Here is a 15088-nt window from a genome sequence, read left to right on the forward strand (position 1 = left end):
CTTTATAGAACGAACGGTCGGTATATTATTCCGTGCCGGTCCCTTTCACTTCGCGAAGGATGTTCTCATGGTCGAGGCTTTTCTTGTTGGCGGCGCACGAACGCCTGTAGGTCGCTACGGTGGGGCTCTGTCCTCAGTTCGCCCCGACGATCTCGCAGCACTGGTGGTCCGGGAAGCAGTGGCGCGTGCCGGCGTCGATCCTGACTCCATTGATGAGGTGATCCTCGGCAACGCCAACGGCGCGGGCGAGGAAAACCGGAACGTGGCCCGCATGGCCACCCTCCTCGCCGGTCTTCCCCTCCACATCCCGGGTATCACGGTCAACCGCCTGTGTGCCTCGGGCCTCAGCGCGATCATTATGGCAAGCCACATGATCAAGTCCGGAGCTGCGGACATCGTGGTGGCTGGTGGCGTTGAGTCCATGAGCCGGGCCCCTTGGGTGCAGGAGAAGCCGACCACCGCGTTCGCCAAGCCCGGCCAGATCTTCGACACCTCCATCGGCTGGCGCTTCGCCAACCCGCTCTTCAGCAAGGGCGAGCTCTCCCGGGACGGCAAGATGACCTACTCCATGCCCGAAACGGCGGAGGAAGTAGGCCGGGTGGACAACATCTCCCGGGAAGACGCTGACGCCTTTGCTGTCCGCTCCCATGAGCTCGCCCTGGCAGCCATAGCCGGTGGGCGCTTCAAGGATGAGATTGTTCCGGTCACAGTGAAGACCCGGAAGTCCGAGACCGTGGTGGATACCGATGAAGGCCCCCGCGAGGGCACCACCATGGACGTGCTGGCTGGTTTACGTCCCGTGGTCCCCGGAGGATCCGTGGTGACGGCCGGCAACTCATCCTCGCTCAACGACGGCGCCTCTGCCATCATCGTTGCCTCGGAAGCTGCCATTAAGAAGTTCGGACTGACGCCGCGCGCACGGATTATCGACGGCGCCTCGGCCGGGTGTGAGCCCGAGATTATGGGCATTGGTCCCGTTCCTGCCACACAGAAGGTGCTGGCCCGCGCCGGCCTCAGCGTGGACCAGTTGGGGGCCGTGGAACTCAACGAAGCTTTCGCTACCCAGTCGCTTGCCAGCATGCGCCGCCTCGGCTTGAACCCGGAGATTGTGAACAACGACGGCGGTGCTATCAGTTTGGGGCATCCGCTCGGTTCCAGCGGCTCACGGATTGCCATCACGTTGCTGGGCCGGATGGAGCGTGAACTCGCGTCCGCCACGGGACCGAAGCTTGGACTGGCGACGATGTGCATCGGCGTCGGACAGGGCACCGCAATGCTGCTGGAAGGCGTGTAATGCCACTGAACCCGGAAGACTTCACCACCCTCCTCCTTGAGGAACGCGAGGACCGCCTCACCGTTCTGCTGAACCGCCCCGAGGTCCGCAACGCGATCGATCAGACCATGGTGGATGAACTTCACCAAGTGTGTGCTGAGCTGGAGCGGAACCCCAAAGTTCTGATTATCGCCGGGACCGAGGGCGTTTTCGCCTCCGGTGCGGACATCGGCCAGTTGCGCGAACGGCGCCGCGACGACGCCTTGCAGGGGATCAACTCCACGATCTTTGTCCGGATCGCCAAGTTGCCCATGCCTGTCATCGCGGCCCTGGACGGATACTGCCTGGGTGGCGGCGCCGAGCTGGCCTATGCAGCGGACTTCCGCATCGGCACTCCGAGTGTCCGGATTGGAAACCCGGAAACCGGCCTGGGGATCCTCGCCGCAGCCGGTGCCAGTTGGCGGCTCAAGGAACTTGTGGGCGAGCCGAAGGCCAAGGAGATCCTCCTGGCAGGTGCAGTGCTCCGCGCGGAAGAAGCCCTGCGGATCAGCCTGATCACGGAGATCCACGAAGCGCCTGAGCTGATGGATGCGGCCCACAAGTTGGCTGACAGGATTGGACGCCAGGACCCGTTGGCGGTCCGTATCACCAAATCGGTCTTCCATGCCCCCGCCGAGGCGCACCCGCTCATTGACACTCTTGCGCAGGGAATTCTCTTTGAGTCCCAGGCCAAGTTTGACCGCATGCAGGCGTTCCTCGACAAGAAGTCAGCCAAAGCTGCCCAGGACCTTGCCGCACCCGAACATGCCGACCCGACTCACGACAGGACCCAGAAATGACCGCTGTACCCGCCATCCCCCACGTCGTAGGAGTCCTGGGCGGTGGTCGGATGGGTGCCGGAATCGCTCATGCATTCCTGACCAAGGGTGCCACTGTGATTGTGGTGGAACGCGATCACGAGGCAGCAGCCGGAGCCCAGGGTCGCGTAGCTGACGCCGTGGCCAAGTCCGCCGCCCGCGGAACCCTGAACGAAACCCCCGAGGAAGCGATGTCCCGCTTCAGCACCTCCACGGACTACGAATCCTTCATCCATTGCGGGCTCGTGGTGGAGGCCGTACCTGAGGATTACGACTTCAAGGTCACAGCCCTGAAGGCTGTGGAGGAGCACTTGTCCGCAGACGCTTTCCTGGCCTCGAACACCTCCTCCCTGTCTGTCACAGGGTTGGCCAATGAACTACGCCGGCCGGCCAACTTTGTGGGGCTGCACTTCTTCAACCCGGTGCCTGCGTCCACCCTCATCGAGGTGGTGCTGGCCAAGGAGACGTCTCCCGAACTCGCTGTTGCGGCCAAAGACTGGACGGAGGCACTCGGCAAGACCGCCGTCGTCGTCAATGACGCTCCCGGCTTTGCCTCCTCAAGGCTCGGCGTCGCGATAGCCCTTGAAGCGATGCGGATGGTGGAAGAGGGAGTGGCGTCGGCCGAGGACATCGACGCTGCCATGGTTCTTGGCTACAAGCACCCCACGGGCCCTCTGAAAACAACCGACATTGTGGGCTTGGACGTCCGGCTGGGCATTGCCGAATACCTGCACTCGACTCTTGGTGACCGTTTCGCGCCGCCGCAAATCCTGCGGGACAAAGTGGCTCGCGGTGAACTCGGGCGCAAGACGGGCAAGGGTTTCTTCGACTGGAACGACTGACCCGCGCAGGCGGTTAGGCTAACCGGGTGACTTCAATTGAGCCCATCACCCTGACCGGAAAATTCGTGACGCTGGAACCGTTGAGCCAGGAACACCATGACGGGCTGGTGGATGCGGCCCGCGATGGCGATCTTTGGAAGCTTTGGTACACCTCCGTACCGACGCCGGAAGGCATGTCAGCTGAAATCGATCGCCGCCTGGACTTGCAGGCAAAAGGGTCCATGCTGCCGTTTGCCACGCGCTCCAACGCCACGGGCAAGCTGATCGGCATGACCACCTACATGAATATCGACGCTGCCACCCCGCGCCTGGAAATCGGATCCACGTGGAACGCCGCGTCGGCGCACGGTACAGGGACCAACCCGGATTCCAAGCTGCTGCTCCTGCGGCATGCCTTCGAAACGCTGGGTTGTGCAGCTGTTGAATTCTGCACGCATTGGATGAACCAGCAGTCCCGCGAAGCCATTGCCCGGCTCGGCGCCAAGCAGGACGGCGTGCTCCGAAGCCACTCCCGCAGCAAGGACGGCGCCCTTCGCGACACCGTGGTGTTCTCCATCCTCGAGCACGAATGGCCGGCCGTGCGGAACGGGTTGGAGTTCCGGTTGGCAAAATACGGCGCATAGACGAAGTGGGCCCCCGAGTGTGCCGCGAGGGGTGAGCTCTCGGCCCTTTTGCAACGCGAGGGGTGAGCTCTCGGCTGTATCCAGGCGCTCAATGTCCCGAGAGCTAACCCCTCGGCGGAGTGTGGGGAGTACTTGCGCGAAGTGACTATAACGCCACGCTCTTGCCGGCCAGATGGAGAGAGTTGTTTGCCGAGGGGCGGGATCTCGGCCTTATGCGCGCGTGATACTGCCGGGATCTCACCCTTGGGCGAGTGCCAGGGTCTTTCCGCCGCAGCCCCGCAGGCGTAACCTAGCCACACATTGCCCCGGTATGCGGCCGAGTGGTGGGGCGAGCCGTGACCTCCTCTTTTTTGGAGTGCCGGAGCCCCATTTGAGCAGTATGAAGGGGAAAATCATGGCAACTCATCAAGCACGACGACGGCTGGCTGCTTTGGCGGGCGGGCTCGCTGTCCTGGGACTTTCGCTGGGGTTCGTGGGGAGTCCGGCCACCGCGGCTCCGCCGCCATCCGTTGACTATGTGGCCCTTGGCGATTCTTACACTGCAGGCACGGGAGCTGATGGCCTGTACAGGGACACGCCTTGCTGGCAGAGCCACCCTGGCTATGTGGACGTGGTTGCTGATACTGGCCGGGTCAATCTACTGGCCAACCTCGCCTGCCACGGGGCACTGTTGACCTTCATTCCGGAATTTCCGAGTCCCTTCTATAACGGCGCACCAACGGTTCTGGAGCAGATCGCACTGGGCCAGGCCGCACTCCACAACGCAGAACTAGTGAGCATCACTGCCGGGGCCATAGATGCTGGGAGCCTTCTGGCGCTCCAGGCCTGCGCGTCGCCGGATACTGCGGGTTGCGCAGGGACCGTTAATGCGATCATCGCCAACCTCCCGGTGCTCGAAGTAGGCCTTGAGGGGATCTACCAGACCATCCAGGCATCAGCCCCGCAGGCAACCATCGCTGTGATGAGCTACCCGCGGCTCTTTGACCCGGTCAATGGGGTGCCGGTCATTCCCGTCGAGAACCAGGCAAAGGTCAACCAAGCCATCGACGCCCTCAACCAAACCATCGCCAAGGCGGTTGCTGAGAGCCGGACCAACGCAAAGTTCGTCGACGTGACCAAGAGGTTCGCCGGGCACGCGGCAAACTCCTTGGAGCCGTGGATCGTCCTCGACTTCCGTCTGCCCCTCCCGGACGCGAACTTCCATCCGAACGTTGCCGGACACCAGGCCTACGCGGCGGCCTTGGTCTCGGCGGTCAAACCCGCCCAACTCGCCAAGCGGTAGGTCTACCCAATCGTCGAGGGGCGGGCTCTCGGCAATATGCATGCCCGAATGTGCCGAGAGCTAACCCCTCGGCGGGCCGCCATGTGCCGAGAGCTAACCCCTCGCGGGCCTGAACGCTCCCGCACCAGCCCTCCCATGTGCTTAGCTGGCTCCTATGGAGGAGTCATCTGAAGCTCACCCGAGCATCCACTGGGACGGTGCCGTGAATGCGTGGCTGATCGCCGGCGATGTCTACAGGATGGGCCGGCACGAGTGGGTCACCGAGGCCGGTTGGCAGCAAATGTACGACGACGGCGTCCGCACCGTCATCGATCTGCGCGCCTCCCGTGAGCGTCACCAGCGCGACACCGACCCCGAGGTGCCGGACGACGTGAAGGCGCGTATCGACGTCGTACATTGCCCTACGGAGGATCCGGACCACCGCCGCTTCAGCGAGCTGTTCGGCCCGTATCTGAAGGACCCGGCGCAGTATGGCGATTACGTCGACCTGTTCGCGGACAGGATTGCCCCGGTCTTCAAAGCCATCGCGGCCTCGCCCGGCAAGGTGGTGGTTCACTGCTCGGCCGGCAGGGATCGCAGTGGGGTAATCGCGCTGATGCTGCAGAGGCTGGCTGGCATGAACGACGTAGACATTGTGCGTGGTTACGAGCTCGCGGCCAGGGGAATCAATGAGCGGCATCGAACACATGGTGCCCCGCACGCCCATGATCCGTACCTTCCCGAGGACCAACTTGAAGCCATCCTGGAGCAGAAGAGGGCGGGCCTGCTTAGGTTCCTCGAAGGGCTGGATGTGGCCCGATTCCTGAAGGCGAACGGCGTCTCGGAACACGAGGTGGACGCGCTGAGGTCAAAGCTCGGTTCCGGGGCCATCACCGCTGCTAACATGCAGCATTGATCACTTTCCCAACGGAATGGACCCGCCATGAATGCTGGTGCCCGCGTCACCATCGTGACCCGAACCAAAAACCGTCCGCTTTTCCTGGCCCGGGCCCTGGATGACGTCTTTGCGCAGTCGTTCCAGGACTTCGAGTTGGTGATTGTGAACGACGGCGGCAACCCGGCCGACGTCGATCACCTCACCGCCCAGCGGCCTGAAGACGAGCGGAAGCGGATCACCACGCTCCACCACAATGAATCCGTGGGCATGGAGGCGGCATCCAATGCCGGAATCAAGGCCGGTTCGGGCGAGTTCATCGTGATCCACGACGACGACGATTTTTGGGCTCCGAATTTCCTCGAGAACACCGTGGCCTACTTGGACGATCCTGCCCACGGGGGCGAAAGCGGCGTGATGGTCCGGACCGAGATCGTCATTGAGGAGCTGAAGGGGGATCGCATTGAGCCGATCCGCCGCGAGATCTTCTGGGCCGACATGCAGCAGATCACCCTTGCGGACATGTTGAAAATCAACCGGGCTGTTCCCATTTCCTTCCTTTACCGCCGAAGCCTCCACGACGCCGTGGGCTATTACAACGAAGACCTCCCCGTGGTGGGCGACTGGGAGTTTCACTTGCGCGTCCTCAGCCACTCGCGTGTTGGCTTCCTCGACGGCGAACCCCTCGCGTTCTGGTCCCAGCGCCCGGAATCCCAAGGTCATGATGGCAACAGCATTTTCGCCAAGGCTGCGGAGCACGCCCGTTACGATGCCTTGGTCCGCGATCAGCACCTCCGCGACGGCATTTCCCAGGGCGGGCTCGGCGGAATGCTGTACCTGACCCGTGTCCTGGCTGAACAGGAGGAGCTCATCCGCGACCAGCAGCGTCGCCTCGACGAAACCGGAGCCAAGCTTGACCATGTGCTGGAGCGGTTGGACGCGTTGAACCAGACGGTCATTTCCCGGACGAGCGTGGGGGAGCTCCTGAAGAAGCCGTTGTTGCTGGCGAAGAAGCTGGGCGGCCGGGGCTAAGGTCCCTCACGAAATACCTGCTGTACTCTTCCCGGCATTCATGTACCCTGTATATATTACCGAACGGCCGGTCAGTAATGTTGGCTCCAGTCAGCAGGGACCGTGCCGCTTTCACGTGCCTTGGAAGGACCCGTCGACGATGACCACTACAGCAGTCGCCCCGGAAACCACAGCCGTTGCAACCGTTCCCAGCTACGTTCAGGATGCCTGGTGGACCCCGGCTCCCGATGCCAGGAAGGTGCCCGTTCGCGATGCCAGCACCGGTGAAGTCCTGGCCAACGTGAGCACCGACGGACTGGACCTTGCCGCCGTCGTAAATTACGGGCGAACAACGGGCCAAACCGAACTCGGGAAGCTGACCTTCCACCAGCGCGCCCTCAAGCTCAAGGAGCTTGCCCAGTATCTCAACGGGCGGCGCCAGGAACTCTACGAATCCTCTTCGCAGAGCGGTGCCACCAAGATCGACAACATGATCGACATCGATGGCGGCATTGGCGTGCTGTTCACGTTCGGCTCCAAGGGGCGCCGCGAACTGCCCAACTCGCAGGTGGTGGTGGATGGCCCCATGGAGGTTCTCTCCAAGGACGGCTCGTTCGCGGGCGAGCACATCTACACCCGCATTCCAGGCGTCGCCGTGCAGATCAACGCCTTCAACTTCCCGGTCTGGGGCATGCTGGAGAAGTTCGCACCCGCGTTCCTCGCCGGTGTCCCCACCATCGTGAAGCCCGCCACGCCTACCGGTTATGTTGCCGCCGCCGCCGTCAAAGCCATGGTTGAATCGGGCATTCTTCCGGCCGGCTCGCTCCAGCTGATCTCCGGTTCCGCGCGGACCATCCTGGACGAACTCGACTACCGCGATCTCGTCTCCTTCACGGGCTCGGCGTCCACGGCCAACTCATTGAAGGGCCACCGGAACGTGGTCCAGGGTGGCGTCCGTTTCACGTCTGAGACCGACTCCCTCAACGCCGCGATCCTCGGCCCGGATGCTGTTCCCGGAACGCCCGAGTTCGACGCCTTCGTCAAGGCCGTTGTCACCGAAATGACCGTCAAAGCCGGTCAGAAGTGCACCGCCATCCGCCGCATCATCGTTCCGCAGGCGCTGACCTCCGAGGTCGCTGCCGCCGTCGGTGCCCGCATCAACGAGCGCGTCGTGGTGGGCGACCCCCGCGCTGACGGCGTCACCATGGGCGCGCTTGCGTCGCTGGAACAACTCGCGGACGTCCGCGCGGCAGTTCAGTCAATGCTCGACGCCGGTGGTGAGCTTGCGTACGGATCCCTGGACACGCCGTCGGTCACCTCAGTCGGCGGGGCCGTGGGTGTGGTTGAGGACGGTGCGTTCATGTCGCCGGTGCTCCTGAGCTGGTCCGATGCCGAAGCCGAAGAAGTGCACTCGCTCGAGGCATTCGGTCCGGTTTCCTCCGTGCTTGGGTATTCGGATCTTGCCGATGCCGTGCGCCTCGCAGCCCGGGGCTCCGGCTCACTGGTGGCTTCGGTTTGCACCAACGATCCCTCAGTTGCCCAGGAGCTGGTGCTTGGCATCGCAGCCCACCACGGCCGCGTTCATATGCTCAACCGGGAAGATGCCCGCTCCTCCACCGGGCACGGTTCCCCGGTGCCGCACCTGGTTCACGGCGGACCCGGCCGTGCCGGTGGCGGTGAGGAGCTGGGCGGTATCCGCTCAGTCCTGCATCACATGCAGCGCACCGCCATCCAGGGTTCGCCGAACATGCTGACTGCCGTCACGGGCCAGTGGCACACCGGCGCCGACCGCAACTTCACGGTGGAAACTGAAGGCGAGCACCCGTTCCGGAAGTCGTTGGCCACCCTGCGGATCGGGGATGCCATTCGCTCCGAACTGCGCGAGGTGAAGCTCGAGGACATCACAGCCTTCGCCAACTCCACCGGCGATACGTTTTACGCCCACACCAACCAGGAAGCTGCTGAAGCCAACCCGTTCTTCCCGGGCATCGTGGCCCATGGCTATTTGCTGCTGAGCTGGGCTGCCGGGCTCTTTGTGGAGCCGGCCCCGGGTCCCGTCCTGGCCAATTACGGGCTGGAGAACCTGCGCTTCATCACCCCCGTGGCTGCGGGCGACTCCATCCGGGTCACCCTGACGGCCAAGAAGATCACGCCTCGTGAGACTTATGAGTACGGCGAGGTGGCCTGGGATGCCGTCCTGACCAACCAGAACGACGAGATTGTGGCCACGTACGACGTCCTCACCCTCGTGGACAAGTAACCCTCTATCACGTCCCGCGTGCTTGAGCGGTTCGCTCTGTCATGTCCCGCGTGCTTGAGGGGTTCGCTCTGTCATGTCCCGCGTGCTTGAGCGGTTCGCTCTGTCACGTCCCGCGTGCTTGAGTGGTTCGCTCTCTCACGTCCCGCGTGCTTGAGGGGTTCGCTCTCTCATATCTCATGCCCTTGGCCGGCCGGACATTCAGTTCATGCGCAGGTTCCCCAGGGCGGGGTGGTTGGCCAGGCAGCTGCTGCCGTAAAGGGCGGCCAAAACCATGACGCATACCGACGGCGCATCTGGGCCGTGAAGCTTGAGGGTCTCGGTGTCATGGAATTCGAGCCCAATTGTCCATGCTTCTGGCTCGGCGTGGCAGACTGCTACTCCGCCAAAGTAGAAACTCAGCCATCCGGTGGCAGTCCGGCACAGTATCCGTTGGCTGGTGGCCAGCGTCCGAGTAAATTGATGTTCCCTCCACATGGGCTGTGCCGCTGCCATGGCCGCATTGCGGGCCCTTGCGTTCCCTACGGCGCTGCCAATCGCAGTGCCAATAACGAATGACGGCCGACCGACCGCGAGCGTTGAAGTGTGAACATAACTCGCATCGGTTCCGTAGAACCTCGAGTACTGCATCTGAGTGTCCAGATACAGCACTTCGTCTGGATGCAACACCACATCCCATGTGTCGTAAGTCCGGGCGTGGCCCCCTTTTGCCGTAACTTCCAGTAGTTTCGCTCCGCGGCTCCAGCCATCGGCGAAGATCCGTTGTGTCTCAAATCCCCGTTTCTCGGATTTCGTATAGATTCCGAAATGGCGGCGCACCATGGCCAGAACGCGGAACACCGATACCACTGTCCACGCCAGGAACCAGATGCAACAGAGAAGTAGGGCGAAAAAGACCAGGCTTGCCCAAAGGGGCTGGTTTCCGTCGAATCCGCTGGCTAGTAACGCCAGCGCAAGGTACGAAACTACCAGCGCCAGCAAAGGCCAGCTGAGGCCAATCAACTTTCGCCACTTGCCCAACGTCGTCCCCCTCAAAAGTCAGCACTACCTATGTGTGGTGCATCAGGTAGGTTCGTGACGCTACGGCCGGTGCACGCGTCTTGCTCCGGTACAGGTTCTTAGCCCGCCGTCCCGAGGAACTCTACCTGTTCCCTGAGGGAAGGTCTTGTCACACGTAATTCGGCCAATCGAGCGGTTGGATTGAAGCCCGGGGAGGTGGGAGAGGGTTCGCCGGTAGGGCGTGGGAGGTGGGAGAGGGTTCGCCGGAAGCCAGTGGGATGTGGGAGAGGGTGCGCCGGAAGCCAGCGGGATGTGAGAGACGGTCGGCCGGAAGCCAGCGGGAGGTGGGAGAGGGTGCGCCGGAAGCCAGTGGGAGGTGGGAGAGGGTCAGGCGGCTGTGTGGAGGCCGTCGAAGGCCATGGTGATGACGTCATCGGCCAGCTTCTCCGGGGACAGGGAACCGCCCGGCTTGTACCACTCCACAATCGAGTTGATGGTGCCGAATAAGAGGCGCGTCACGGTGCGGGGATCGATGTCCTGGCGCAGCGACCCGTCTTCCCGGGCAGCTGCGATCAACTCGGCTACCTTGTGGTCGAAGGCACGGCGGCGTTCCAACGCATCCCGCTCGATCTCCGTGTTGCCCCGCAACCGCAACAGAAGCGTGACGAACGGCAGCCGGTCCACCAGCACGGCAATGGTCTGCCGCAGCACGAACTCCAGGCGGGCATCTGCGGGCCCTGACGTGGCGGCCGGTTCCTCAAGGATGGCCTCAAGGCCGCCCAGTGCGTGGTCCAGGGCGAGCTTCAGCAGATCGCCCTTGGACGGCACGTGATGGTAGATGGCTGACTTCGAGATCCCGAGGTTCTCAGCCAGGATGCCCATGGACGTTGCGTCGTAGCCGTGTCGGTTGAAGACGTCGACGGCGATGCGGAGCACCGACTGCTGGTCGTAACCGGGCCGTCCGCGCTTGGTGGTGGTCTCAGTAGGCATGCTGGCATTTTCTCACGATCTCAACGGGGGAGGTGATCAGCCCTTGGGGCGCATGTCGTAGATCCGGCGAAGCTTGCCGTTGGACCGCTCAAGGGAACCCGGCTCAACAACGTCAACCACGCAAGATGACCCCACATGAATCTTGATCTGCTCGCGCAAGGTGTGGGCCGCCGTCGTGCCTGCCTCGGACGGAACGTTCTCGCGGCGTTCGATCTTCACCGTCAACGAGTCCATGCGCTTGCCTTCGGGGCGGGTGATTTCGAGCTGGAAGTGCGGGCTGAGTTCCGGGATGCGGAGCGCGATTTCCTCGATCTGGGACGGGAACAGGTTTACGCCGCGGAGGATGATCATGTCGTCGCTGCGGCCGGTGATGCGGCCCATGCGGCGGTGCGCGGGGCGGGCGGTGCCCGGCAGCAGGCGGGTGAGGTCCTTGGTGCGGTAGCGGATGATCGGCAGCGCCTCCTTGGTGAGGGAGGTGAAGACGAGTTCGCCGGGTTCGCCGTCGGCCAGCACCGTGGAGTGGTCGAAGGGATCGATGATTTCGGGGCGGAAGTGGTCTTCCCAGATGTGGCAGCCGTCTTGGGTTTCAACGGCTTCGCCGGCGACGCCAGGACCCATGACCTCGGAGAGTCCGTAAATATCCGAGGCCTTGATGTTCATGGTGACTTCGAGTTCGTGGCGCATCTCTTCGGTCCACGGTTCGGCGCCGAGCACGGCGTACTTGAGCGAGGTGGACGTGGGGTCGATGCCCTGGTGTGCCATGGCGTCGGCGATGGTCAGCAGGTAGGTGGGCGTGGCCAGAATGGCGTCGGGCTTGAAGTCCTGGATGAGCTGGATCTGGCGTTCGGTCTGCCCGCCGGACATGGGGATGACGGTGCAGCCGAGGGCTTCAGCGCCTGCGTGGGCGCCGAGGCCGCCGGTGAAGAGGCCATAGCCGTAGGCGTTGTGGACCTTCATGCCGGGGCGGACGCCGGATGCGCGGAAGGAGCGGGCCACCAGGGTGGCCCAGTTGGCGAGGTCCTGCTTGGTGTAGCCAACCACGGTAGGGCGGCCGGTGGTGCCGGAGCTGGCATGGATGCGCGCCACCTGGTCCTGCGGGACGGCGAACATCCCGAACGGGTATTCCAGGCGCAGGTCTTCCTTGGTGGTGTAAGGGAACTTGCCGAGGTCGCTCAGCTCGCGGAGATCCGTGGGGTGCACGCCGGCTTCGTCGAACTTCCGCTTGTACAGCGGCACGCGATCGTAGGCGTACGCCACTGTGTGCTGGAGGCGGGTGAGCTGGAGGGCTTCGAGTTCGTCGCGGGAGATGGTTTCTTCACGGTCCAGCACAGGGGCCTCGGAGGTGGAAGCTGCGGGTGCGGCCACGGTGTTCTGCGTCATGGGTTTCCTACTTCTTGGAGATGGTGCGGCTGCGGCCACGGAACTCGGCAATGAGTTCCCCGGGCTCGGTGTCCGGGGCGGCGTCGGGGTTGGCGGCGTAGATCTGGATGTCGTACAGGCCGCTGCGCCCGGTGCTGGCGCGGCGGTTTGCGACGGCGGTGATCACCTGGCCTTGGAACGCGGGCTTGATGAAGTTGATATCGACGCCGGAGGCCACCGTGATGTTGGCGGCTTGCTTGGCCGTGGGGTTGGCCGGGTTGCAGGCCAGGGCGAAGGCGGTGTCGCCGAAGGCGAAGATCATTCCGCCGTGGGCCATGCCGAATCCGTTGAGCATTTCCTGGCGGAGGTGCATGCGGATGGTGGCGTGGCCGTCGTCGAGCTTGAGGACCTCGATGCCCATCCATTCCGACGCGTAGTCATTCGTCAGGATGTGGTGCGAAGCACCGGAGAGGGTTGTTTCAACCATGCGTCATTGCCTCCAGCTTTATTTACCGAATGTTCATTAGGTAATCCCAGATCGCGTCACGTGTCAAGACTGGACCAGTATTCGTCCGCACCTAGTAGCCTCGGAGTCATGCCCGAAATTGAGCTTCCCATCATGACCGACCGACTCATTCTGCGCCGTTTCGAGGCCGAGGACCTCGAGAGGTTCCACGGATACCAATCCCTCCCCGAAACGGCCAGGTTCCTTTTCCGCAACGAACTGACCAGGACCAAGGCCATGGAAGTCCTTGGCCGCTATGCGAACTTCGAGTTCAAGCAGGAGGGTGACTGGATTTGCCTGGCCATCGAACGCCAGGACCAGCCCGGTCTCCTCGGCGAAGTGGTACTGAAATGGCTTGAAGGCACTGGCCAAGCCGAGGTCGGCTGGATTCTTCACCCGGATGCCCAAGGCCACGGCATTGCCACAGAGGCAGCGGAGGCGGTGCTGAAGCTGGCCTTCGAGACCCTGTCCTTCCACCGTGTGGACGCCAAGCTCGACGCCCTCAATGAAGGTTCAGCCGGCATCGCCAAGCGTTTGGGCATGCGGCTGGAAGCGACCCTGGTGGATAACTGGCACTACAAGGGGCAATGGGCCACGGAGAACATCTACGCGATCCTCGATTCGGAATGGCGCAACCGGCACCACCCATGGACACGGAGCATCAGCTGACGGGCCACGTCTTGTGGTGCTTCAGCTGTTCGGTCAACTGCGCCTCCGGCAGGGGCCTGCTGAAGTAGTACCCTTGGCCGCTGGTACACCCGATGCTGAGGAGGTATTCGGCCTGTTCGGCAGTCTCGATTCCTTCCCATACCGCGGCCAACCCACAGGCACGGATCAACTGCAGCACTGCGGCCAGCAGCGCCGGTTGCGCGGGGTCGCTGCCCAGGGCTGAGAGGAGGGTGCGGTCCACTTTGACCGTGTCCACCGGGAGTTGGCGAAGGTAGCTGATGGACGAGTAGCCGGTGCCGAAGTCGTCGATTTCCAGTCCCACACCCAATCGGCGCAGGCTGTTGAGCGTGTAGCGATCCAGGTCATTGCCTTGAATGACAGCGCTTTCGGTCAGTTCCAGGACCAGGAGCGATGGGTCCAGTTCCGCGGAGGCCAAGGCCTCGCGGACGTCTTCAATGAATTCCAGCCGCTGCAGGTCCGGAGCTGAAACGTTGATGCGCATGCTGAAGTTGTGCCCTGATGTGAGGGGGTCGTTGCGCCATTGCTTCAACTGCTCGACGGCGGTGCGGAGCACCCAGGTGCCGAGATCGGAAATCATGCCCGTTTCCTCGGCAATGGGGATGAACTGGTCAGGCATGATGAGTCCGCGGGTGGGGTGGTTCCAGCGGACCAGCGCTTCCACCCCTTCGATTTCACGTGTATCCAGCCGGATGATGGGCTGGTAGAACAGCACCAACTGCGAGCCGGTGATTGCTTCTTTGAGTTCGCCCACCAGCTGGTTCCGCATCTGCCGGGTGTGAAGCATGGCCGGCTCGAAGACCTTGAGCTTCCCCCGACCGTCAGCTTTGGACTCGTACATGGCGATGTCCGCTTCCATCATCAGTTCCTCCGCGCGGTGGCCGGGGTCGGCCATCCGGAGGCCCATGCTGGCACCGCATCGCAGGTGTTGGCCTTCAATCTCCATGGGGCCGATCACGGCAGCGAGAATCCGGTTGCCAATGGAGGCAGCTGCTGCTTGGGTGACGTCGGGAATGAGCACGGCGAACTCGTCGCCGCCCATGCGGGCCACCATGTCCTGGCCCCGCACGGCGCCGCTGATCCGGGCCGCTACTGTTTCCAGGACCTTGTCCCCGATGGTGTGCCCCAAGGAGTCATTGATGGCCTTGAAGCCGTCCATGTCCAGGAGGAGAATGGCCGCTTTCCGGCCGCTCTCCGCCCCGCTGGCTTGGGCTTCACTGAGGGCCGTGGCAAAGGCGGAGCGGTTGTTCAAGCCTGTCAGGGGATCGGTCATGGCCATGTGCTGCATCGCCAGGTGGGCTTCATTAAGCTGCCGGGTCCGTGCCTGGACCCGTTGCTCGAGCTCTTCGTAAACGATCTGCAGGTCCTCGGCCAGGAGGTTGGTGCCCATGATCACGGCGTCGATTTCATCGCGTGCGTCTGAGACTTCGATCCTGGTGTTAAGGTCACCTGCTGCAAGCTTGACGATGCCCTCCAGGAGGAACCCCAGGCGTGGATCGTCGCCGGAGTACATCTTTCCTTCGGACATG

The 15088-nt window shown here is 63.0% G+C and carries 14 protein-coding genes; 9 read left to right on the forward strand and 5 right to left on the reverse strand.

Annotated elements, in window-relative coordinates; translation table 11 throughout:
• Window positions 1–67: 67 nt before the first annotated feature.
• From M1D51_RS04860 to paaZ, 8 genes are all read left to right on the forward strand, one after another.
• Window positions 68–1294, forward strand: a complete 1227-nt coding sequence (locus M1D51_RS04860) for a thiolase family protein (protein WP_458108738.1) — start codon at window positions 68–70, stop codon at window positions 1292–1294.
• A complete protein-coding gene (locus M1D51_RS04865; RefSeq protein WP_458108739.1) occupies window positions 1294–2112 on the forward strand; it encodes an enoyl-CoA hydratase/isomerase family protein in 819 nt (272 codons plus the stop codon). Before M1D51_RS04860 ends, M1D51_RS04865 begins: the two co-directional genes overlap by 1 nt.
• Complete coding sequence (locus M1D51_RS04870; protein ID WP_458108740.1) at window positions 2109–2972, forward strand: 3-hydroxyacyl-CoA dehydrogenase family protein; 864 nt, start codon at window positions 2109–2111, stop codon at window positions 2970–2972. Before M1D51_RS04865 ends, M1D51_RS04870 begins: the two co-directional genes overlap by 4 nt.
• Window positions 2973–2998: 26 nt before the next feature.
• A complete protein-coding gene (locus M1D51_RS04875) occupies window positions 2999–3595 on the forward strand; it encodes a GNAT family N-acetyltransferase (RefSeq protein WP_458108741.1) in 597 nt (198 codons plus the stop codon).
• Window positions 3596–3989: 394 nt separating this feature from the next.
• Window positions 3990–4877: an SGNH/GDSL hydrolase family protein gene (locus tag M1D51_RS04880; RefSeq protein ID WP_458108742.1), complete on the forward strand. Its 888-nt coding sequence runs from the start codon at window positions 3990–3992 to the stop codon at window positions 4875–4877.
• Between the two features lie 154 nt (window positions 4878–5031).
• Window positions 5032–5772, forward strand: coding sequence for a tyrosine-protein phosphatase (locus M1D51_RS04885; RefSeq protein WP_458108743.1), 741 nt, complete (start codon window positions 5032–5034; stop codon window positions 5770–5772).
• Between the two features lie 27 nt (window positions 5773–5799).
• A complete protein-coding gene (locus M1D51_RS04890; protein WP_458108744.1) occupies window positions 5800–6783 on the forward strand; it encodes a glycosyltransferase family 2 protein in 984 nt (327 codons plus the stop codon).
• 139 nt (window positions 6784–6922) lie between these two features.
• Window positions 6923–9022 carry a phenylacetic acid degradation bifunctional protein PaaZ gene (gene paaZ, locus M1D51_RS04895; protein WP_458108745.1) on the forward strand — a complete coding sequence of 700 codons (2100 nt, stop codon included), beginning with the start codon at window positions 6923–6925 and terminating at the stop codon, window positions 9020–9022.
• 198 nt (window positions 9023–9220) lie between these two features.
• On the opposite strand, the gene M1D51_RS04900 is transcribed toward paaZ, so the two are convergent.
• The 4 genes from M1D51_RS04900 to M1D51_RS04915 form a co-directional block, all read right to left on the reverse strand.
• On the reverse strand, window positions 9221–10000 hold the full coding sequence (locus M1D51_RS04900) for a hypothetical protein (RefSeq protein WP_458108746.1): 780 nt from the start codon (window positions 9998–10000) through the stop codon (window positions 9221–9223).
• A 405-nt stretch (window positions 10001–10405) separates the two neighbouring features.
• Complete coding sequence (locus M1D51_RS04905; protein WP_091470557.1) at window positions 10406–11008, reverse strand: TetR/AcrR family transcriptional regulator; 603 nt, start codon at window positions 11006–11008, stop codon at window positions 10406–10408.
• Window positions 11009–11044: 36 nt separating this feature from the next.
• On the reverse strand, window positions 11045–12388 hold the full coding sequence (gene paaK, locus M1D51_RS04910; protein ID WP_458108747.1) for a phenylacetate--CoA ligase PaaK: 1344 nt from the start codon (window positions 12386–12388) through the stop codon (window positions 11045–11047).
• A 7-nt stretch (window positions 12389–12395) separates the two neighbouring features.
• Window positions 12396–12854, reverse strand: a complete 459-nt coding sequence (locus tag M1D51_RS04915) for a hotdog fold thioesterase (RefSeq protein WP_458108748.1) — start codon at window positions 12852–12854, stop codon at window positions 12396–12398.
• A 108-nt stretch (window positions 12855–12962) separates the two neighbouring features.
• On the opposite strand from M1D51_RS04915, the gene M1D51_RS04920 reads away from it, so the two are divergent.
• Window positions 12963–13541, forward strand: a complete 579-nt coding sequence (locus M1D51_RS04920) for a GNAT family N-acetyltransferase (protein ID WP_172323703.1) — start codon at window positions 12963–12965, stop codon at window positions 13539–13541.
• Here the strand turns inward: M1D51_RS04920 and M1D51_RS04925 are convergent.
• Window positions 13534–15087 carry a putative bifunctional diguanylate cyclase/phosphodiesterase gene (locus M1D51_RS04925; RefSeq protein ID WP_458108749.1) on the reverse strand — a complete coding sequence of 518 codons (1554 nt, stop codon included), beginning with the start codon at window positions 15085–15087 and terminating at the stop codon, window positions 13534–13536. The genes M1D51_RS04920 and M1D51_RS04925 overlap by 8 nt on opposite strands.
• Between the last annotated feature and the right edge of the window lies 1 nt (window position 15088).

The sequence above is a fragment of the Arthrobacter sp. R3-55 genome (assembly GCF_054161505.1).